Source organism: Limosilactobacillus sp. (assembly GCF_040772465.1).
In the GTDB taxonomy this organism is placed as follows: domain Bacteria; phylum Bacillota; class Bacilli; order Lactobacillales; family Lactobacillaceae; genus Limosilactobacillus.
In genome coordinates, this window is record NZ_JAXGYB010000002.1 from 1 (window position 1) to 21,590 (window position 21,590).

Below are 21,590 nucleotides of genomic sequence, written 5' to 3' on the forward strand. Positions count from 1 at the left end.
GGAACAGGTTGATAACCAACAGTTAGCCGAGCTTTTAGCGGTAACTAATCCGGTGATGATGCACCTCGAGCAGTCACTAGCTAGTGTCCGACTCCATTTTCGTGAGTTAGAGCACCTCTTTGTCAGTCGGCAGGAGAGCTGGTTACCGAGCGATCGTTACCTGATGACGCAATTCCAGACGCATTTGCAACGGTTAGCAGATGCAGACCAAGTTTTGCATAACTTCTCTCTGACCCTCAAACAGCGCAGTGAATCTTCGGCTTTTTGGCTGACCATCCAACAGTCGCATGAACGGAGCACGATGAAATTAAGCGGTGGCTTGCTGGCTAACAACCATTTCCTAAGTCAGCAGGTATATCCCTACTTCACTAAGCCATTATTCGTTGGTGCAACTCTTTTGACCTCATCACGTTCATCATTTACTTACCGCCAACTGGATATTGATCATGAGGAGACGAGGGTCAAACGCTTCAAATCTCCGTATGATTTTGCTAACAATGCTAGTTTGCTAATTGCCAGTGATGCTCCGATGCCGACTAGCCGTAATAATAGCGACTACATCCGTTACCTGAGCGAAAGCATCCATGATTTAGCTGACGCTACCCAGTGTCAAACGATGGTTCTCTTTAATTCCCTGTTGACGATCGAGCAAGTTTATAGTCAATTAAGGGGGACGGATCTCTTTAACCAGCGTGACATCCTTGCTCAGGGCATTACCGGCAACCGCGATAAGCTCTTGAAGCAATTTGCTAGTGGAACCCGCTCAGTTTTGCTGGGGGCTGCTAGTTTTTGGGAAGGGATCGATTTGCCAGACAATCAATTGCAATTGCTGGTCATTACGCGTTTGCCTTTTGATTCGCCTAATGAGCTGCTCAATCGTGCGCAGTATAACTTGATCCAACATTCAGGCAAAAATCCTTTCTACCAACTGCAGCTGCCAAAAGCAACACTGAAATTGCGCCAGGGAATCGGTCGATTGTTGCGGGATGAAGAAGACTACGGGGTAGCCGTTTGCCTGGATCCCCGCTTAGAAAACCGGCGTTATGGTCAGACAATGCAGCGGGCTTTACCTAAGGACATGCCTAAAAAGGTAATGAAGACCCAGAAAATTGTCCGAGAAGCAAAAAAATTTTTAAAAGTCCATCATCGTCCGGCACAAAACAAGTAGGTTTGCTATAATAGAACAGACATTTCAAATGTTGAGAAAGGATGGCTCATATGCAAAGTCGTCGTGAGATTCAGCGTGCCCACAGTCGGGGTTCATCACGGCGGGTTGTTCGTAATTTATTATTGATCATCCTGCTGGTCTTTCTCTTAGGCTGGAGCATTTATGCCTTTGGCAATCATCCGCGTCGAGCGGCTGACAGGCAGGCTCTGCAAATTGCCCGGAAGTACGCTAACCTAAAAAGTCAGAGCGCATTTTATATCTACAACCGTGAAAAAACTTATTACACGGTGGCGGGTAAAAACCAATCCAATCAGTCCATTTTGGTGATCATTCCCCAAAAAGGCGGATCGGTGCGGGTAGTCAAACAGGCCAGTGGAATTACTCGTAATCAAGCCTTGGCAAAGGTTTGGAGTAACGAGAAGCCACGCAAGGTCTTAAAAGTTGCACCTGGCATCTTCAATAACAAGACGGTTTGGGAAGTAACTTATTTGAATCATCAAGGAAAGCTCTGCTACGACTTATTTAATTTTAAAACTGGGCACTTAGTTCAGCAGATTAACAACTTGTAAACCACTCCAGGGAGGAATTATTTTGGAAACAATTGATATCATTGATGCGCCTAAATACGTAGGTCAAACGGTTCGCATCGCTTGTTGGTTGACTGACAAACGTTCGAGCGGAAAGATCGCCTTCTTACAGCTGCGTGATGGGACTGCCTTTTTCCAAGGCATACTTTTAAAGAAGACTTCTGAGGAAATGTTTGACTTGGCGCGTCACGATCTGCGTCAGGAAAGCAGTATGTACGTCACTGGTGAAATTGCGGAAGACAAGCGTTCTCACTTCGGCTACGAAATTCACATCAGCAACATCGAAAAGATTGGTGACAGTGAAGATTACCCGATCACCCCAAAGGATCACGGGATTGAATTCCTGATGGATCACCGTCACCTGTGGTTACGTTCTACTCGTCCGGCTGCTTTGATGCGGATTCGTGACAGAACTAAACGCGCCACTTACGAATTCTTCAGTCAACACGGCTTTACCCAGTTCGATGCACCACTGCTGACTGCCAACGCACCAGAAGGTACCACCGACCTCTTCCATACTGAATACTTTGATACAGATGCATATTTGTCACAAAGTGGTCAGCTTTATGAAGAAGCGGGGGCCATGGCTCTGAAACGGGTTTACTCTTTCGGACCTACCTTCCGTGCTGAAAAGTCAAAGACCCGTCGTCACTTGACTGAATTCTGGATGATCGAACCAGAAATGGCCTTCATGCACCAAGATGAAAGTTTGAAGATCCAAGAAGACTATGTGGCTTACTTGGTTAAGTGCTTGATGGAAGATTGCCCACGCGAATTAAAGACCGTTGGTCGTGATCCCGAAACTCTGAAGCCGTTTACTGAAACGCCTTACCCACGGATTAGTTACGACAAGGCCATTCAAATGCTCCAAGATGGTGGTTTGGATGTTAAGTGGGGCGACGACTTCGGCTCACCTGAAGAAACCTACCTGGCCGATCAGTTTAAGAAACCAGTCTTTGTATTGAACTACCCGAAGATCATCAAGCCATTCTACATGCTGACCGATCCTGAGGATGATAAGAAATACGTTTGTGCTGACTTATTAGCCCCAGAAGGTTACGGAGAAATCATCGGTGGTTCTGAGCGTGAAACTGATTATGATACATTGCTCCAAGCCATCAAGGATGCTCATCTTGATCCGAAGACCTACCAGTGGTACTTAGACTTACGGAAGTATGGTACTGTTCCGCACTCTGGTTTTGGGATGGGATTTGAACGCTTCCTCTGCTGGATTTGCCTGCAGGATCACCTTCGTGAAACAATTCCGTTCCCACGGATGATCAACCGTTTGAAGCCGTAATTTAATGATTTATAAATAAAAATGCAGGGACTGTGGTATTAATATCGCGGTCCCTCATTTTGTCACGACAAAAGAGGTGAAATCAATGGCTGAAGAAGACTTTATTAACCGTTATATTCAGGCAGGGGAAACCAACGTTAGCAATCTTCTGCTGCACCATTATCATGAATTTGGGATGACGACGGCACAGCTAGTTATCTATTTAGAATTGAAATCGGCTCTTGATCGTGGTGTATCAATGCCTGATGTTCATGCCGTTGCTACTTGGCTGCAGACTAGTGATGATCAGGTTTATGGGCAAATTCAAAAGATGATGTCTAATGGCCTCTTACGTCAAAGCATCCGCCATGACGGGACGGGAAAAGAAGAAGTGTACTACGACTTTTCACCTTTACTAGAGCGGATGAAAACAGTGACAATGGAGCCTGATCATCATTTTAATGACGGTGATGAAGGGGCAGCTAATGAGGCTGATGTTAATGTTTCCAGTCCAAAACAAAAACCAAGTCGCCAGGATGTCTTTAACCAAATCCAGCAAGAATTTGGGCGGATGCTCTCGCCGTTTCAAATGGATCAGGTAGCAGATTGGTTGGATAAAGATCACTATTCTCCCGAGATGATCTTGATGGCTTTAAAGGAAGCCGTGATGAACGGCACATTCAAGTTCAGTTACATGGACCGGATCCTTCTCAATTGGTACCAGAACAACATCAAGACTCCTGCAGAAGTGAATGCAGCCAAACAAAAATTTCTACAGAAACGCACTAACATGGCTAAAGGCGATGAGGTGAAACCGAGTCACGAGCACATTCCTATCTTCAAGATTGGCGGAGATAAGGATGCCAAATCAAAGCAGCATTAATAAAAGGCAGCTCCCTTTTGGGAACTGCCTTTTAAAGTATCAGCAATAGTTAGGCTACTGTTGGTTGCCACCGCTATTACTGTTTGCGTTGTTATTGTTGTTTCCACTAGTGCTATTAGCATTGGTGCTGGTGCTCGAAGCAGCAGATGAACTGGAACTTGCGCCACCACCGTTATTGCTTTCCTGACGGCTTGATGAATTAGCTCGTGAACTGCTGCCGTTTGAGCTCGAAGATGATGAACTGGACCGGGATGAGGAAGAACTATCGACGTTGTCATTGCCGGTATCTTCCATCATACCAAAGGCCCATTTCGAATCGCGAATAACCAATTGACGGTGTCCACGGTAACGGACGGCCTCGACTGAACTTGGCATGGACCAGTCGCTAGCGTGATCTTCTTCGTCGAGGTATTCCATTAAACTCTTATATAACAGTTGGGCATCAGTTGTATGACTTTCGGAGATGCCGCTGTTAGGCTGCATCGGTTGGTCATAGCCGGTCCACACTGCAATTGAGTAGTTCTTGGTGTAACCAGCAAACCAGGAATCCATTACACCAGAATGGCCACTGTCAGGGTATTCGGTAGTCCCAGTCTTACCGGCTTGGTGAACACCGCTAATTCGAGCCGCACGTCCACTGCCTTGAGAGTCGGTCAGAACACCCTTCATCATCCAGGTCAACATGTACGCCGTTGCACGACTCATCGCGCGATGACCATGAGGTGAGTAATTGATTGTTTGACCATCCTGAGTCGTGATTGAGCTGATGTAGTAAGGACGGTAATAGATCCCACCGTTAGCAAAGGCAGCGTAAGAAGCAGCCATCTGTAATGGTGAAATGTACAAGCCAATCCCGTTTTGCAGGGTGTAAGCCTTCTTTTGACTGATGCCGAGGCCCTTGAGAAATTCGGTTGCCCGACTAATACCAACGGTCTGCAGAGTGCGAATAGCTGGCACGTTTCGTGATTGAACCAGCGCGTCGCGCATCGTCATCGTGCCCTTATACTGGTGATCAAAGTCGTGAAGAACAACGTTGGTGCCTGGGTAAACAAAGCGCGTATCCTGAACACTCTTGTATGTTGGCCACTGGAGGTAGTCGATAGCGGGACCGTAGTCCATCAGTGGCTTGGCGGTGGAACCAGACGACCGGTCAGTTTGCACAGCCCGGTTTAAACCGAAGATCGTTTTACCAGTCTTCCGCCCACCAAGCATGGCAACGATTTGACCGTTATGCGGATTGGTGACGGCAACACCAACCTGTTCCTTATCGCTTTGGAAGTTAACCCCGCCGTTGTTGGCGGCACTGTAGAGGTGCTGCTGGGCACCTAGATCGAGATTGGTGTGGACTTGCAAACCGTCATTATACGGGTTATAGCCCTTGGCATAAAGCTGGCCCATCACTTGCTTGACGTAAGCATCCACGACTTTTTCGTTGACGTTGGCATCACCAGAACTGGTGTTACCGTGACTAGGGTCAAGACCACTGGTAACGCTTTGCTGCTTAGCGCTGTTAGCTTGCGCACTGGAAATGTACTTACTGCGAACCATGGCGTTCAGCACTTCATTCCGCCGTTGGGTAGCGTACTGGGTGTTGCGGGATAATGGGTTGTAGTAAGTAGGGGATTGTGGGATTCCTGCGAGTTCGGCCAACTGAGCAAGGTTCAATTGGTTTAAGTTCTTACCATAGTAATACTGAGCAGCCGTCTTCATCCCGTAGACGCCATTGCCCATGTAAACTTTGTTGATGTAGAAATCCAGAATCTGTTGTTTGGAGAAGTGGCGTTCAACGTTAATAGCTAGCCAAGCTTCCTGGGCTTTGCGCTTAAAGGTTCGATCGGAAGCAGCGGTGGAGAAGACTGATAATTTAACCAGCTGCTGAGTTAGGGTACTACCACCTTGCATTCCGTTCGAACGGCCAACTAAGTTGTTAGCTGCTGCCCCAAGAATACGAACAGGGTCGACACCATGGTGTTTGTAGAAACGCCGGTCTTCGATTGATACAACCGCTTGCTTGAGGGAGTTAGGAATCTGACTGTCCCTAGCGTATTCCCGTTTTTGAGCCCCCAGTCGAGAAATAACCCGGTTATCGCGATCATAGATGGTAGTCGTCGATTGACTAGCCAATTCGTTGCGGCTAATCTTCGGCGCACTTGAAGCATAATAGAAGAATAGACAAGCCCCACCTACAATTAAGAGGACGATGATTCCGAGAATCCAAAGCAGGATACGCCGCAGAAGGGAACCACCACCACCGCTTTGTTGACCATCATCGTTATTGGTACGATAGTCTTGTCGAGCTTCTGATTGATTATCAGACATAACAAACTCCTTTACAGTTGATGGTCGTGGATAAAGGAGTCCAGGGCATCCAGGTATTTCAGCCTAGGGTTGAGCCCGTACTCGATTTCATAGCCATCTTTAATAATCTCCGTTAAGGGAATCGATTTTCTGCCGCCACCAGTAAAGTGCTGCCACCAGGCAAAAAGATTAGTGGCAGGGTAAAGAAAACAACGGTCGAGGGTTGAGAATTTGATAATTGCAAAACAAATCCCACCCTGTTCAACGCAGGCTTTCATGTGGCTGACTTGATGCTGGTGAAAGTTTTTTAAAGGGAAAGAGCGCTTGTTGCGTGTTTCCTTGGCATCAAAATCGATGTAGTGACTGTGATACACACCATTATAATCAGTAGTGGAGGGACGCCTGAAATAGGCCTCCCTGATCACAGCTTTGCTTCGTTTGGGATAGTCGACTTTCACTAACTGGACGGGCGTTGGCTTTTTATGAACCACCGCGCGTTTCGTAGCCAGATAATAGCCATTGCTTTCGTTGAGCTCTGCTTCCAGTGACATCCCCCGTCGCGCGTAAATGGATTCGTGCGGTGTAGGAATTGCGGAACTAACTTTTTTAGCCGGCTTTTGACCACTGGGGTAGTGAATAGCCATCCTTCTCCCTCCCTTGACTACGTGTTATTATACCAGAGTTCTATCTAATAGGAAGTTTACTAAATGATTACAGGAGGATGTCATGCGACGAATCTGGGTGAGTGGTTACCGCGCCTATGAGCTGCAAGCCTTTAAGGATGATGATCCAAAAGCTGAAGTTATTAAAGAAGTCTTAAAAAAGACGTTAGTTGAAATGCTTAACCAATCTACAGAAGAATTTTGGTTGTTAACGGGCCCCCAGATGGGAGTTGAACGCTGGGCAGCCGAAGCAGGCCTTCAGCTAAAAAAAGACTACCAGCAATTGAGGATTGCCATCATGTCCCCATTTGCGGATTTTGGCAATCGCTGGCAGGAGGACAATCAGATGGCGCTGACCAAAATCAAAAATGCGGTGGATTTTGCGGCGGATGTTTCGCGAGCCTCTTACCAGTCTCCGCAGCAGTTGCAAAACTACACTCATTTTATGTTGGGGCATAGTGAAAGTGCTATTTTGGTGTATGATTTAGATTCTGAAGGTAAACCTGTGTGGGATTACCGTGCTATTAAGCGCTGGCAGGAGAACCATGATTATGCGCTGCGTTTAATTGATTTTGATGAATTGCAGGAGGCTGCCGAGGAGTGGTCAGAACGACAGCGGGAAAAGAAACAAAATGATTCGGGTGGCTTTCACAGCATTCAATAATAGTAGAGAATTTTAAGTAATCGTAAATTGTCAATAATTTCGTTTCTCAGCCTTTGCAAGTGAGAAAAATTTTGGTAAGATAAATGATGTGTTTACGGAATATACAACGAATGGGGTGTTGATTTTGGCTGAGATTAAATTTACTGCCAAGGATATTCTACAAAAACAATTCAAGGAAAAGAGCATTGGGATTGGCTATGACCGGGCTGATGTTGATTCCTTCCTTGATGACGTTATTAAGGATTACGACACTTTCCACTCACAGATCACTCAGTTAAAGAACGAAAATGACCGGTTGAAGGCAAAGGTAGACGAATTAAACCGGCAGGTCGAAGTTGGTTCTTCGATCAGCCAGCCTGATGCTAACCAGCAGCCAGTTTCTAGTGCTACGAATATGGACATTTTAAAGCGTTTGTCCAATTTGGAGCGCCGTGTCTTTGGCCCGCAGTACAACGGCGAGAGTGACGATTCCGATTCGCATTTACTGTAAACAATATTTGCAAACCTTGGGTAATTGAGCACGGCTTATGTCGTGTTAGGAAGGTCCATGCTCGCACCAGCTGCGATGCTGGTAGTGTTTGTGCTCGCTGAAAAAATAAGGCGGGGTGCCGATTTATCGGTAACGGCGGGAAAAGCGGCTAAGGCTTCGGCTACGTCCCAGTATCCCTGAAAAGTGCCACAGTGACGAAGCAATAGCGGAAACGTTATTGGTGGAACGCGGTAAACCCCTCAAGCGGTAAACCCAAACTACGGTAGGGGAGCTTTGGATAGCAAATTGAAGCGATTCCAGGGGAGGGCTTATGCCCTGAGATAGATGATTACCTCGATTCAACTGCTGCCTGATAGTTGAATTACGACAAAACATGGCCTACAGAAGTTTGCAAACAGGCGCCCGGGTTTTACCCGGGTTTTTTTATGGAAAATTATCCTTTTCGAGGAGATAAAAATGCAAAAATATGACCTAATTGCGACCGCGGCTTCTGGGATTGAAGCCTTGGTGGGTAAAGAGCTGCGAAACTTGGGCTACCAGACTCAAGTTGAAAACGGACGTGTGCGGTTTCAGGGGACAATGAAAGACATCATCAAGACTAACCTGTGGTTGCGCACTGCTGACCGCATCAAGATCGTTATCGGCGAATTCAACGCAACGACGTTCGATGAGCTTTTTGATCAAACCTATCGTTTGCCGTGGGCAGATTATTTGCCGATTGACGCTGCTTTTCCTGTTGAAGGACGCAGCCACCGTTCACAGCTGCATAACGTGCCGAGCGTGCAGGCCATCGTCAAAAAGGCCATTGTGCGCTCACTGTCTGATAAATACCATCGTCGGACGCGACTGCCAGAATCAGGTGCTACGTATCCACTTGAAGTAGCCATTGTTAAGGATCATGTGCTGTTGACGCTGGATACGTCAGGAAGCTCACTCTTTAAACGCGGCTACCGTCGTGAAAAGGGTGGGGCCCCGCTCAAAGAAAACATGGCTGCAGCCCTTGTTCTACTGGCACACTGGTTTCCAGACAATCCCTTTGTCGACCCAGTTTGCGGTTCCGGTACGATTCCGATTGAGGCTGCCCTGATTGGTCACAACATTGCACCTGGTATCAATCGTGATTTCATTTGTGAATCATGGGATAACCTGGTGCCTGCCGGTTTAAGTGATGAATTACGTGACGCCGCTGATGATGCGGCTGACTACGATGTTTCACTGGACATTCACGGTTATGATATCGATCAAAATATGATTGCAATTGCTAAAGCTAACTGCCAAGCGGCCGGTTTAACCCATGATGTGCATTTCAAACAGCTTGCCGTTAAGGACTGGCGTACTGATGAAATTAACGGTGTGATTGTGGCAAACCCGCCTTATGGTGAACGGCTAGGGGATCGTGATAGTGTTCGCGAGCTTTACCGTCAGATGGGTGAACTGTATCGGCCAATGACGACGTGGAGCAAGTACATTTTGACCGCTGACCTAGAATTTGAACATTATTATGGGCAAAAAGCCACTAAGCGCCGCAAGTTGTACAACGGGGCTTTGCGAACCGACCTCTTTCAGTTCTGGGGCCATCGCAAGCGCCCACAGAAGAACTAATGCCTTTCTAACTGGTGGAGAGCCTGATTGGCCAAGTGATGTGCACCATGATTTTGGCTTTCTGGAACCCATTGGGTGACGACGGTGCCGAGCTGGTCGATACTATTCAGTAGCTGGGATAACTGTTCCTGGTAGTGCTTACTGTATGCTTTGCCGATGGAGTCGCTAAGGAGCCGACTGTCGGTATAGAATAAGATAGGCTCGTTGTTAAAATGATGCTTGACGAGGTAGTCAAAGCCAAATTGGGCAGCGGCAAATTCACCTTGGTGGTTGCTGGCACATGGTAGTTGAGAGGTCAGCTGTTCTTGCTGACCATCGCGAATTATCAGGATGCCGAGTCCTGTTGGCCCTGGATTGCCTTTAGTAGCGGCATCAGTAAACATTTTAATCATCATAATCACCTGAAATTACAAGGAGTATTCAATGGAAGAAGAGAAGAGATACTTTTATCAACCAAATATGACAACCATGATCATCGATTGGTGTTGGACACTGATGGTATTAATCGTTGGTATAATTATCTGGTTAGAAATTACACATTTTCAGTGGATTAGTGCCTGTTTCATTGCTTTATTTCTGATTTTAGCATTTTTGAACGTGTCACGCCGCACAGTTGTCATCACCCCTTCGAAAATGGTTTATAGCCGGATCCTGCAAAAGGATTTTCTGACGATTCCGTTGAAGGATGTTCGCCAACCCGTCTTCACGACACATACCTTGACGATGACGGTCAACGGCGAAATTTTGACGTTTACTTTCCGCAAACAAGCGATTGCTGACATTAAACGAATGATGAAGATTGCTAAGGTGGAGATGTGAAATGTGGCTTTATCCGCTATTAACGATATTGTTTCTGTTGCTTGACCAAGTGGTTAAGTGGGCCGTGAGCACACACATTGCTATGAACCACACGCTTGTCCTTTTGCCAGGCGTGATGGGACTTACCGATTTGCATAACCGGGGAGCTGCCTGGAGCATTTTAGAGGGTCAACAATGGTTCTTTGTGGTTATCACCATTGTCGCCTTAATTATTATTGTTGCTTTGATGTACCATTTTCGTGAACAGCGGCCGGTCATGGTTTGCCTTTCTTTGATTTTAGCAGGGGCTATTGGCAACTTTATCGACCGCATCCGACTTGGCTACGTAGTGGATATGTTTGAAACATTGTTTATCGATTTTCCCGTCTTTAACGTTGCTGATTGTTGTCTGACAATCGGGGTAATCGCTTTGGCTTGGTTCATTATTAAGGAAGATGATTGAGCGTTGACAACAAAAACAATTACGATTCACGACGGTGAAAAAGGGCGGCTTGATAAGGTTTTAGCCCAGCTTTTACAGGATCATTCCCGTTCCCAGTTGCAAAAATGGATTGCAAAAGGCCTTGTCAAAGTAAATGGCAAAGAAGTTGCTGATAAATATAAGGTGCAGCCTGGAGATCAAATCAGTGTTACTCCTGCCAAGCCCCATAAGATTTCGCTAGATCCAGAAAATATTCCACTCGATATTGTCTATGAAGATGATGATCTGCTGGTTGTTAATAAGCCTCAAGGAATGGTTGTTCACCCGGCACCTGGGCATCCCGACCATACCTTAGTCAACGCCCTGCTTTATCATTGTCCGTTGTCGACCATCAATGGAGAATTTCGCCCCGGCATCGTTCATCGAATTGATAAAGACACATCTGGACTGCTAATGGTCGCTAAAAATGACCAGGCTCACCGCTCCTTGGCCAGCCAGCTCAAAGCAAAAACAACGAAGCGCGAGTATGTTGCCTTAGTTCATGGTGTCATTAAAACAGACCACGGGACAATCGATGCACCACTTGGGCGTTCAAAACGCGACCGTAAAAAACAGGCTATCGTGACGGATGGCAGGCACGCGGTGACGCATTTCCAAGTGCTAAAGCGTTATCGTCATTACACGCTGGTTTCCTGTCATTTGGAAACAGGCCGAACTCACCAAATCCGTGTGCACATGGCTTCTATCGGCCATCCGCTAGCCGGCGATCCATTATATGGCCCCCGTAAAACATTGCCGGGCAATGGTCAGTATCTTCATGCAAGACTTCTGGGATTCAAACATCCAAGGACGGGAAAAGAAATGCTCTTTACCGCACCACTGCCAGATTGGTTCCAAAAGATGCTTGATCATTTAAACGCCACCGATTCAGTTGAGTAGGGAGGAGGAGAGAAATTGTCAGCTCGGTACTTAATACTTGAAGATGGTTCAATTTACGCTGGAGAAGGTTTTGGCGCTCCCGCGGTAACTTTTGGTGAGATGGTCTTTACGACCAGCATGACTGGTTATCAAGAAATCATCACCAACCAGGTCTACCACAACCAAATTGTCGTCTTTACTAATCCGGATATCGGTAATTCGGGGATTCAACGCAATGTTTACGAATCGATTGTGCCTTCAGTCAAAGGTGTGATTGTCCGTAGCTTGGCAAACATTTCCACCACTAAGGTTCGTCGGTTAACGCTCGACCGTTACTTGAACTCGATGAATATCCCAGGTGTGGCAAACGTCGACACCCGCGCCTTGGTGCACCGCCTCAGGGATGCGAAAAAACCTCTCAAGGGCAGCATTGTACCTGTTCCTGATGATCATGCCTTTGATCAATTGCAAGCCACCGTTCTCACCAATCAACAAGTGGCCCAGGTTTCCACACCGAAGCCCTATCCTGATCCGGATGTGGGGATGAGTGTAGTAGTTGTCGATTTTGGCCTGAAAAATGGCATTTTGCGTGAATTGTCGCGTCGGAAGTGCAACGTTACTGTCCTGCCTTACAATGCCACGGCTGAGGAGATACTCCGGCTGGACCCAGATGGGGTGGTTCTGTCTAGTGGCCCTGGCAATCCCAACAACATTGTTCCTTCAGTGCTGACCATGATTCGGAAAATTCAACAAAGGGTACCCTTATTTGCCATCGGCTTAGGTCACGAATTATTTGCGCTGGCGAATGGCTGTCAGTTGCACCAAATCAGCCCAGAACACCATGGAATGAACCACCCGATTACCGAAGTTATCACGGGGAGAATCGTATACGCCACGCAGGCAGAAGGATTTGTTATTCGCCACGATGACGTGGATAAGACATCCCTTTACGTGACCTACATCGATTTAATTAATAACAGTGTGCAGGGGCTGCGTCATCGGGATTACCCAGCCTTTTCTGTTCAATTTTTCCCTGATGGGGCGCCTGGTCCTGACGAAACAGATGGCCTTTTTGATGAATTCATGGATACGATGCGACTAAGAGAGGATCGTTAATATGGCAACGGAGCAAAAACACGAAAAAGTTTTGATCATTGGTACTGGGGCCGATAATTTACAACATGCCGAAGAAATTGACACTTTGATTTTTGAAGTGGCGACGACCTTAAAAAATCAAGGATTCCAAACAATTCTGCTGTCAAATAATGCTTTTAGTTATTCTTTGGATAGCCGTTCAGCTATCGATATAGCATGTATCAAAGCAGTGAACGAAAAGAACTTAGTTCAAGCTATCCGTCGCTATCAGCCGACTTATCTCGTGCCGACCTTGGGTGGTCGTCATGCCTTCGAGATCGTTCAAGAGGTTGCCGAATCTGGAATTTTTCAGCGAACGTCTCTGCAGGTTGTTGGCGTTCCGTTATCGACCATTCGTCAAATTAACAATCCACTGTTACTTAACCGAACCTTGCATAGTGTTGATGCCCCGACGAAGGCCATTGCGACAACTGATAACTACCAGGATGCGGCTGAGATGGCAGATAAAGTTGGCCTGCCCGTGATTATTCGTTCCATCATGCCTGCGGGAACGGGCTTCCGTCAGATTGTTCATGAACGGCAATCACTTAACAAGGCTGTTATGCGTGGCATTCAACACTCGCGTTCCGGACAAATTATGGTGCAACAGAGTCTTGCCGGACTGAAGGAAATCGGTTTTCTCGTTTTGCGGGATGCTTCCGGGACCATGATGAGTCTCGGGGTGATCGAAGATGCAGATCCCATCGGTACCCACGCGGGTGATTCTGTTGCCGTCATGCCAGCGCAGACGCTAACCGACCGCGAATTGCAGGACATGCGCGATACGGCCTTTGCCATCACCCGAAAATTGCGGATCGTTGGTCTGAACCATATCCAGTTTGCCCTGGATCAAGATCGGGAGCAGTTCTATATCATCAAAAATAGCCCTTATCTCGATCGGATGACGACTTTTGCGACAAAGGCGACGGGATACCCGATCAGCCGCATCATCGGTGACTTGTATTCGGGGCAAAGCCTGCGAGACATTCACCTTGATCACGGCTACTTTAAGCACGCCGCTTTGACGGAGCCGGTGATGGACCACGTGGCTTTGCGCGCGCCTATCTGGCCCTATGAACTGTTCAAGGGTAACAACTGCCGTCTGACCACGGAGAAAAAATCGATCAGTGCAGTGATCGGCATCGGACGGAGCTTGCCCGAAGCAATCAGCAAGGTAGACGTCGCTTTTGAAAAGCTCGGGCGTGATGATTTACGTCTACTTAAACAAAAGCAGCTAAGTGATGAAGATCTAGAAACAGCCTTGATTCATCCCCGTATCGGGAGGATTTTCTTGCTCATCGAGGCCTTGCGCCGGGGATACTCCGTCAGTGAGTTGAGTGAGATCACCCATATTGACCAGTACTACTTTACCGAGTTGAAGAAGCTCTTGCACATTGACGGAGAATTGGCTAAAGATCCGGGGTCGACCCCAGTTCTTGAAGAAGCTAAGTATCTAGGTATTAGTGACCAAATGATTGCTCGCTTTTGGAGCGAGGCACCATCTAAAATTACTGCGATGCGCCATGCTCACCAAATGAACCGCACCTACAAGGAAGTTGAACCTTCTGCTGGCGAATTTGAGTGCCATACTAGTAGTTTTTATAGCACTTTTGAACAGGAAAACGAAACGCAGGCTAGTCCAGCTCCGGTAGTCATGTTAGTCGGACTGGGGCCAATCAACGTCGGTCAAAGCACTGCTGGTGAATATTTCACTGCCTCTGTCTTGAATTACTTCAAACAAGAGGGTTTCCATACCGTCGTTTTAAACAATAATCCGAGCTCACTGAGTCTCAGTACATTTCTTGCTGATAAGCGTTACATCGAGCCGGTGACGGAAGAAATGATCAATTCAGTGCTGGCTGTCGAGCAGCCAGATTACCTCATTTTGCCGGCAACTGAGAAGCCTGAACAGTTAAAATTGAAGTTATCTGAAAAGACCAAAGTTCTATCATTGCCAGCTGAAACTCAAATTAAGCAGTTTAGCAACGTTGAGCCGCTATACAATGACAATCTGGTTTTTGATGGTCAGCATGCCTACAGCTTAGGAATCATTGGTGATTTTCAGTCACCAGCTACCCTTTCGTACCAGGGAACCGGTGAATTTTATCCGGCCAACTTATCGGCGCGGAACCAAACGATTATGCACCGTCTGGGTCAACAGGAAATAGGGAAGTTGAAGAAGCCTGGCATCTACCAGCTAATTTTCAGCAAGTCGGATGACGATTTGATCCAGTTGCAGGCAGTGCAATTATTGCCGTTGACCGAAATGGTCTCTTTGAGCAAGGTCTTGGGTATCAATTTACCTGATATCAACTTGCGTTTGCTTTTAAATCAGTTTGATGGTCAAAAATTTGCCCAGCAACTGGCTAGTCATCAGGATGCCATGCACGCTGTTTACCGTACTAGTTTTCCTTTCCATGCTTTACATATCGATAATGGGGAAGAAAGTGTTCGTACGATCATCGGCGCCAAGATGGAAATCGACCGTGACCCCAATTTGGGCTAAAATAAAAAATTGACTAACGCTTACTCGCAATCAAGATAGCGCTTAACTAAATTTCAGTGGTCTACATCTGTGAAGTTCATGTTATAATAAAAATGTTTCTAATATTCTAAATGAATCAGAAAGGATGATTCTGTTATGTCTAAACTTCACCAAAAAGTTGCTCTGATCGGTGACGGCGCTGTGGGTTCATCATTTGCTTTTGCAATGACCCAACAGGGCTTGGCTGAGGAACTGCCAATTATTGATATCGTCAAGAAGCAAACTACCGGTGACGCCCTTGACCTTGAGGATGCCACTGCATTTACTGCTCCAAAGAAGATTTACTCTGGCGATTACTCAGACTGCAAGGACGCTGACGTCGCTGTCATCACTGCCGGTGCTCCACAAAAGCCAGGTGAAACTCGTCTGCAACTTGTTGGTAAGAACTTTAAGATCATGAAGTCCATCATTACACCACTGATGGCTTCTGGTTTTGACGGTATTATCGTTGTGGTTGCCAACCCGGTTGACATTCTGACTGCAGCTGCTCAGAAGTTCTCTGGTCTGCCAAAGAACCGTGTCTTTGGTTCTGGTACTTCCCTGGATACTGCTCGTCTGCGTGTCGCTCTGGGCAAGCGTCTGGACGTTGACCCACGCGATGTCGATGCCTACATCATGGCCGAACACGGTGATTCCGAATTTGCTGCATACCACGAAGCATCCATTGCCGGTAAGCCACTGCTGCAAATTGCTAAAGAAGAAGGTATCAGCCAAGCTGACCTTGATGACATCGAAGACAAGACGATTCACAAGGCTTACGACATCATCAACAACAAGGGTGCTACTTTCTATGGTGTTGCTACCTGCGCAATGCGGATTGTTCGTGCACTGTTGCATGACGAAAATGCCGTCCTGCCAATCTCAGCACCACTGAATGGTGAATATGGTGTTAAGGACCTCTACATGGGTACGCCAGCTGTTCTGAATGCTTCTGGTGTTAAGAAGGTTGTTGAAATTCCTTTGGAGGACTCTGAAACTGAAAAGTTCCACAAGTCAGCTGACACCCTGCGCAAGATCTTGAATGACGCTTTTGAAGCAGATTCCAAGAACTAAGCTGGCTATCAGCCATTAAAAACTAATAAGCCGTTGAGCAAAATCTTGCTCAACGGCTTATTTTGTTACTTAGTTTTCAGTAAATGCGGTGTCACGTTGATCGTCGTTTGTCCCCGGAAGGTGACAAATCCAGGTTTAGCACCATGTGGTTTATGAAGGTGTTTAACCGCTAGGTAGTCGACTGGTACGTTGTCGGATTGGCGCGCCTTGGAGAAGTAGGCTGCCAGTTGGGCTGCTTCAAGAATGGTTTGGTCACTGGGGTTAGCATCCCTGATAACGACGTGGGAACCGGGCATATCTTTGACGTGCAGCCAAGTGTCGTTCTTATTAGCAATCTTAAAACTCAGGCGATCATTTTGGAGGTTGTTTTTTCCTACCATAATTAAGGTTCCATCCGAAGCCAGGAACTGTTGTGGCTTTGAAACCCGTGGCTTACGCCGCTTCCCACGTTTTTTACGCCGCAGGTATCCTTCTTCTTCCAGTTCAAGTTTGATTTCTTGGACGTCGGCAGGAGCTGCGATGTCGAGCTGACTTTTGATGCCGTTGAAGTAGTTGATCTCGTCCTTCGTCTTGGCCATTTGCTCATTGACGTGAGCAACGGACTTCTTCAGTTTGTCGTAGCGTGTGAAATAATGTTGGGCATTACGGGACGGCGATAACTCCGGCTCCAATTTGATTTTCAGCGGGCGGTTCTCGTCATAGAAATTAGGAAGACTGATTTCCTTCATCCCTGGTTGAAGCTTTCCCAGATACGTTGTCAAGATTTCTCCACGGATACGGTAATAATCGGCGCGTGAAGCTTCGTCTAAGGCGTGGTTGAATTTTTTGACCTTGCGCCGGTCCTTTTTGAGCTCATTATTCACGACTTGGAGTACCTGACCAGCTAATTCACGTGTCCGGTCACTCTCCGCTTTGTTGGCGTAAAAGGCGTCGAGCATCGCTGAAAGGGTCGGGTACGTCTGTGGTTCTTGATAATGGTCGGTATTAACCGGTGAAAACGCAAAGAAATGCTTTTTACCACATTCGTCAGTCATGATGACTGGTTGGGGCTCTTCGAAGCCGTGAAGGAAGGTGCCATAAGCAATTGGCAGGTTATCAGCATTTACAAGCCGATCAGCAAGGTCTTGGGCTGACTCACGACCAAAACCCTCATATTGATGCTGTAAATCATGAGCTAGCTGTTTAACATCCTGGCCATCTTGACGGGCAAGGGTAGTGTAATGTTGGTTGGCCTGGTAAGGGTTAGTCTTTTTTTGCTTCGGCGGCATGATGAACTGGGCACCCGGCAACAGCGTCCGTACCCGGTTAACGTCGCTGCCAACGTGCTTAATAGCGTCGATAATTTTCCCGGTTTTGCGGTGCACGAGGGTGACGTTGCTATGACGAGCCATAATTTCAACGACCAGAACCAGCTCTTGGACATCGCCCAGTTCGTCTCTTGTGCTGAGGTAAAACTCGACAATCCGGTCGTTTCCCACTTGTTTTATGTCATCAACGACGGCGCTTTCCAAATACTTACGCATCGTCATCGTGAAATTAGTTGGGACCGCTGGGTTTTGGTAAGGGATAGTGGTGATCTGAACGCGTGGATACGAAGGATTAGCAGATAGGAGTAGTGTTTGGTTGTGACGGTGTGAGCGGATCACCATCAACAGTTCGGCAGGATATGGCTGGCTGATTCTGTTGATGCGACCGCCTCGCAGCTGCTTTTTTAGTTCATGGACCATTGCATGAGTAAATAAACCATCGAATGCCATTGAAATTTCCTCCTATTACAAATATGCCTAACTATTATACCGTTTAACATGACTGGGAGGCAAAGAGAACGATCTAATGAGAATTGGTTTTGTTCGGTTCGTGTGTTATTCTTAATACATAATTGTGCGTCAATAGCGCCAAATTGCGTTTTTAACAAGACAGTTATTGGAGTGTTGAATTATGAAAATTGCTGTTGTGACTGACAGCACTTGCTACCTCAGTGAAGAGGAAGTCAAAGACAATAATATTCATGTTGTGCCCATCCCACTGATGATCGATGGCCAAAGCTATCGTGAAGGGGTTGACATCAGTACTGAAGAATTTTACGACAAATTAGCCCATTCCCAATCTTTTCCCAGCACATCCCAACCACCAATTGGTGAGTTGATGAATTTATACCAACAGTTGGCTGATGATGGCTATGATGCGGTTATTAGTATTCATTTGTCAAAGGCAATCTCTGGTTTAGTCAACACGGTGGCCCAAATTGCTGAAGAGATGAAGGACACCATTAAAATTGTCCCTGTCGATTCGTATCTGACGGTTAAGATGATGGGGCGCCTGGTACTTGAAGCCGCTCGTGAAGTCGAGGCCGGCAAAGACTTAGACACCATTTTGGCAAATCTTTCCAAGTACCGGGAGACCTTCAACGACGTCTTTGTCGTTGACGATTTGCAAAACCTCGTTCGTGGTGGTCGTTTGTCCAACGCCAGCGGTTTTGTTGGGTCTATTTTAAAGATCAAGCCATTGCTGACGATGCATACGCCACGGCACGCCATCGAAGCTTTTGAAAAGGTTCGTTCGATGAAAAAGGCTAAATTGCGTTGTGAACAAATCTTCGATCAAGAAATCGCTAAAGTCGATTACCCAGTTAGTGCTATTGTTTACCACGCTAACTGTCCCAAAGCAGGCCAGAAGTGGCTGGATAAATTAGCTGCTGATCATCCAGATATTCCATTTGAATTATCTTACTTTGGCCCGGTTGTCGGCACTCACATCGGGCAGGGCGCTTTAGCTATTTCCTGGAATCAAGATCTGAAGCGGAAGCCACTATGAAAAACAAAAGTTGGTTCTACTACATAGTACTGACGGTCCTGGTCATTTTAATGATTTTAGTGGCCAACTTTCGTTTTAAGTCGATGCTGCCGTCTGGCAATATCGACATTCAGTTAGTGCCAGTTATTGCGGTGACAATACTGGGGTCATTTGAATTGACGACCGCTTTATTGGCGGCCATTGCTGCGACGGTTATTTTGTTAATCTTGCACTGGCTTTCCTGGCCAGATCTCTTAATTCTGATTCTGGATTGGTTGGCCGTAGCTTGGGTTATTCGGCGGCATCCCGAGAAGACTGCTCCCCAAAGTCGCCTGATCAGTATTACGATGGGACTGTCCCAGGTGGCTTCAATGACGGTGATCTATCTGATTATTGCCTGGGCTTATACCCATCAGCTAACAGGGGTTTGGAGCTTTTGGGGCCAGTTTTTCCCAGTTGCCATATTAAGCGGACTCCTGTACGCCTTACTAACTGCGCCTGCGATTTCGTTTGTTCGCTGGCTGCTGAAAATAAGTGGTGATGGTCCTGACCATCAACTGCCGGCTGATGATGATAATGGCAGTGTTGAAATTGATTTAAGTTCTCACAATTCTGAAAAAAGTGATGACACGCAGGATAAAGGATAGGTTGCTGGTGAAGGGATGACGGACGGTGAACCTCTTATTTTCGATTGATGATGGTTACGTTTCTCATTTAGAAACCGTGTTTTTTTCGATCAAAACTAATACGCCAGATAGCGCCTTTGATATTTACGTTATCAGCGATCATCAACTATCTCGCCAGGACGAGTTAGGTAGTTTTTGCCAAAAATTAGGCATGAATTTTGTACCAATCATCGTTAATCCCGAAGATTTTGCGAACGCGCCGATCACTGATCGTTATCCCCAAACTATTTACTACCGCTTGCTCGCTCATTATTATTTACCGCAAAAGATTAATAGAATCCTTTATCTCGATGCTGATGTACTCTGTATTAATGACTTGAAGCCGCTCTACCAGACAGATCTCGCTGGTTATCTCTATGCCTCGGCCATTCACACCAATTTGACTAACACGACTGAGGTAATCAACCGGATTCGTCTTCAAAACTTTGAATCCAAGGGCTACTATAACTCTGGTGTTTTGTTGATGAATCTGGCAGCGATTCGTGACAATGTCAAAGCAAACGATATTTTCAACTACATTCGCGATCACGTCTTGCTTCTACCAGACCAGGATGTCCTGAACGCTTTGTATGGCGACAAGATCAAATCTGTACCAGACCAGCTATATAACTTTGACGCGCGAAAGCTTGCCACATACCAAACAATTTCTTTTGGACAATGGAATCTCGAATGGGTGATTAACAATACCGTCATTTTGCATTATTGCGGGCGCGATAAGCCGTGGAAAATTAACATGAACCATGGCAAATTCACGGCATTATACAAGCATTATCATCACTTGGCTAGTCAACTAGTATAAAAATCAAGCAGCCTTGAAGGCAGATCTTCAGGGCTGCTTATTATCTATAATTTGATTTGGTCACCACTCAAAAAAGACTGTTGAAAGGCATCACGGGGATGAAAAGCTACTTTGCCGAATTCATCGATCAACCCGTGAAACTCTTGAGCGTCGTTCAGTGAGAAAGAAGAGGGGAGGGCTATTTGCTTAGCCAAACTCTGGTAATTGCTGATATTTTTGACGCCAAGTTCCGTAAATAACAGCCTGGCGTAGTGGTCGCTAATAAAAGTTGGCCGATCAAACACATAGGTGAGCAGCACATCAGCTGTTTCGTCGCCAATTCCCCGCAATTTCATTAACGATGGGCGCAAGTTGTTACCGAGACGGCGGGCAGTTTTCAGATAGTCGAAATCATCCGTGCTGAGCCACTGGAATAAGGTTTGGACTGCCCGGCTTTTGTTATGGTAAAAGCCAGCCGGTTTGACCAGTTTCTCCAATTCTGTGATTGGCATTTTAGCAATTTTAGCAGGATTATAATTGCTAGCTTTGGCAAAGAGGGCGGAGGCCCGAATGGCATTGCGGCTGTTGGTGTTTTGGATCATCAGTGCTTCGATAATAATTTGTGTCTTGCTGTCAGCTGGCCACCAATGAGTTGGTCCCATGTTGTTCATCATTTTGTGGTACAGCTGAGTTAATGTCAGGATCATGAACTTGCCTCCGTTAATTATTTACTCCTATTATGACACTTCTCAATTCACGGGTCAGTTGAAAGGCCTTCAGGCATCTCGTTTGCATCCGGGCATCTGAATA

At 46.5% G+C, this 21,590-nt stretch carries 21 protein-coding genes and 1 other RNA gene; 17 read left to right on the forward strand and 5 right to left on the reverse strand.

The annotated features are described in order from the left end of the window. From AB3114_RS02020 to AB3114_RS02035, 4 genes are all read left to right on the forward strand, one after another. The coding region (locus AB3114_RS02020) for an ATP-dependent DNA helicase (RefSeq protein WP_367341596.1) at window positions 1-1,168 on the forward strand (1,168 nt) is incomplete at its 5' end. 50 nt (window positions 1,169-1,218) lie between these two features. Beyond that, window positions 1,219-1,737 (forward strand): DUF5590 domain-containing protein, encoded by a 519-nt coding sequence (locus AB3114_RS02025; protein WP_367341597.1) that lies wholly within the window; start codon window positions 1,219-1,221, stop codon window positions 1,735-1,737. A gap of 19 nt (window positions 1,738-1,756) precedes the next feature. Further along, a complete protein-coding gene (asnS, locus tag AB3114_RS02030) occupies window positions 1,757-3,055 on the forward strand; it encodes an asparagine--tRNA ligase (RefSeq protein ID WP_367341901.1) in 1,299 nt (432 codons plus the stop codon). A gap of 85 nt (window positions 3,056-3,140) precedes the next feature. After that, window positions 3,141-3,917, forward strand: a complete 777-nt coding sequence (locus tag AB3114_RS02035; RefSeq protein ID WP_367341598.1) for a DnaD domain-containing protein — start codon at window positions 3,141-3,143, stop codon at window positions 3,915-3,917. A 54-nt stretch (window positions 3,918-3,971) separates the two neighbouring features. On the opposite strand, the gene AB3114_RS02040 is transcribed toward AB3114_RS02035, so the two are convergent. Together AB3114_RS02040 and recU are read right to left on the reverse strand one after the other, a co-directional pair. Next, window positions 3,972-6,236 carry a PBP1A family penicillin-binding protein gene (locus AB3114_RS02040; protein WP_367341599.1) on the reverse strand — a complete coding sequence of 755 codons (2,265 nt, stop codon included), beginning with the start codon at window positions 6,234-6,236 and terminating at the stop codon, window positions 3,972-3,974. Window positions 6,237-6,247: 11 nt separating this feature from the next. Continuing rightward, a complete protein-coding gene (gene recU, locus AB3114_RS02045) occupies window positions 6,248-6,859 on the reverse strand; it encodes a Holliday junction resolvase RecU (RefSeq protein WP_367341600.1) in 612 nt (203 codons plus the stop codon). 82 nt (window positions 6,860-6,941) lie between these two features. Here recU and AB3114_RS02050 point away from each other — a divergent pair, with 82 nt between their 5' ends. The 4 genes from AB3114_RS02050 to AB3114_RS02065 all read left to right on the forward strand — a co-directional run bounded on the left by AB3114_RS02050 (window position 6,942) and on the right by AB3114_RS02065 (window position 9,633). Further along, a complete protein-coding gene (locus tag AB3114_RS02050; RefSeq protein WP_367341601.1) occupies window positions 6,942-7,541 on the forward strand; it encodes a DUF1273 domain-containing protein in 600 nt (199 codons plus the stop codon). Between the two features lie 124 nt (window positions 7,542-7,665). Next, window positions 7,666-8,031, forward strand: coding sequence for a cell division regulator GpsB (gpsB, locus tag AB3114_RS02055; protein WP_367341602.1), 366 nt, complete (start codon window positions 7,666-7,668; stop codon window positions 8,029-8,031). A 12-nt stretch (window positions 8,032-8,043) separates the two neighbouring features. Then, window positions 8,044-8,417: RNase P RNA component class B (rnpB, locus tag AB3114_RS02060), an RNA gene on the forward strand. A gap of 70 nt (window positions 8,418-8,487) precedes the next feature. After that, complete coding sequence (locus AB3114_RS02065) at window positions 8,488-9,633, forward strand: class I SAM-dependent RNA methyltransferase (protein WP_367341603.1); 1,146 nt, start codon at window positions 8,488-8,490, stop codon at window positions 9,631-9,633. Here AB3114_RS02065 and AB3114_RS02070 read toward each other — a convergent pair. After that, on the reverse strand, window positions 9,630-10,025 hold the full coding sequence (locus tag AB3114_RS02070; RefSeq protein ID WP_367341604.1) for a ribonuclease HI family protein: 396 nt from the start codon (window positions 10,023-10,025) through the stop codon (window positions 9,630-9,632). The genes AB3114_RS02065 and AB3114_RS02070 overlap by 4 nt on opposite strands. Before the next feature lie 31 nt (window positions 10,026-10,056). On the opposite strand from AB3114_RS02070, the gene AB3114_RS02075 reads away from it, so the two are divergent. From AB3114_RS02075 to AB3114_RS02100, 6 genes are all read left to right on the forward strand, one after another. Beyond that, entirely contained in the window at window positions 10,057-10,452 is a 396-nt protein-coding gene (locus tag AB3114_RS02075; RefSeq protein ID WP_367341605.1) for an EbsA family protein, read from the forward strand. A gap of 1 nt (window position 10,453) precedes the next feature. Continuing rightward, the gene (gene lspA / locus AB3114_RS02080; RefSeq protein ID WP_367341606.1) at window positions 10,454-10,894 is read left to right on the forward strand and encodes a signal peptidase II; all 441 of its coding nucleotides are present in this window, start codon (window positions 10,454-10,456) and stop codon (window positions 10,892-10,894) included. Between the two features lie 24 nt (window positions 10,895-10,918). Beyond that, complete coding sequence (locus AB3114_RS02085; protein WP_367341902.1) at window positions 10,919-11,812, forward strand: RluA family pseudouridine synthase; 894 nt, start codon at window positions 10,919-10,921, stop codon at window positions 11,810-11,812. Between the two features lie 15 nt (window positions 11,813-11,827). Beyond that, entirely contained in the window at window positions 11,828-12,907 is a 1,080-nt protein-coding gene (locus AB3114_RS02090; protein WP_367341607.1) for a carbamoyl phosphate synthase small subunit, read from the forward strand. A 1-nt stretch (window position 12,908) separates the two neighbouring features. Continuing rightward, entirely contained in the window at window positions 12,909-15,431 is a 2,523-nt protein-coding gene (locus AB3114_RS02095) for a carbamoyl phosphate synthase large subunit (RefSeq protein WP_367341608.1), read from the forward strand. 135 nt (window positions 15,432-15,566) lie between these two features. Further along, entirely contained in the window at window positions 15,567-16,523 is a 957-nt protein-coding gene (locus AB3114_RS02100; protein ID WP_367341609.1) for an L-lactate dehydrogenase, read from the forward strand. A gap of 65 nt (window positions 16,524-16,588) precedes the next feature. Here AB3114_RS02100 and AB3114_RS02105 read toward each other — a convergent pair whose 3' ends face one another. Then, window positions 16,589-18,280: an NFACT RNA binding domain-containing protein gene (locus AB3114_RS02105; RefSeq protein WP_367341610.1), complete on the reverse strand. Its 1,692-nt coding sequence runs from the start codon at window positions 18,278-18,280 to the stop codon at window positions 16,589-16,591. 181 nt (window positions 18,281-18,461) lie between these two features. On the opposite strand from AB3114_RS02105, the gene AB3114_RS02110 reads away from it, so the two are divergent. From AB3114_RS02110 to AB3114_RS02120, 3 genes are read left to right on the forward strand one after another with little or no spacing between them, the layout of a single operon-like run. Further along, entirely contained in the window at window positions 18,462-19,337 is an 876-nt protein-coding gene (locus AB3114_RS02110) for a DegV family protein (protein WP_367341611.1), read from the forward strand. Continuing rightward, the gene (locus AB3114_RS02115) at window positions 19,334-19,963 is read left to right on the forward strand and encodes a hypothetical protein (RefSeq protein ID WP_367341612.1); all 630 of its coding nucleotides are present in this window, start codon (window positions 19,334-19,336) and stop codon (window positions 19,961-19,963) included. The genes AB3114_RS02110 and AB3114_RS02115 overlap by 4 nt, the downstream gene beginning before the upstream one ends. Window positions 19,964-19,988: 25 nt before the next feature. Beyond that, window positions 19,989-20,801, forward strand: coding sequence for a glycosyltransferase family 8 protein (locus AB3114_RS02120; protein ID WP_367341613.1), 813 nt, complete (start codon window positions 19,989-19,991; stop codon window positions 20,799-20,801). A 44-nt stretch (window positions 20,802-20,845) separates the two neighbouring features. Here the strand turns inward: AB3114_RS02120 and AB3114_RS02125 are convergent, their stop codons facing one another. Then, window positions 20,846-21,487 (reverse strand): endonuclease III domain-containing protein, encoded by a 642-nt coding sequence (locus tag AB3114_RS02125; RefSeq protein ID WP_367341614.1) that lies wholly within the window; start codon window positions 21,485-21,487, stop codon window positions 20,846-20,848. Between the last annotated feature and the right edge of the window lie 103 nt (window positions 21,488-21,590).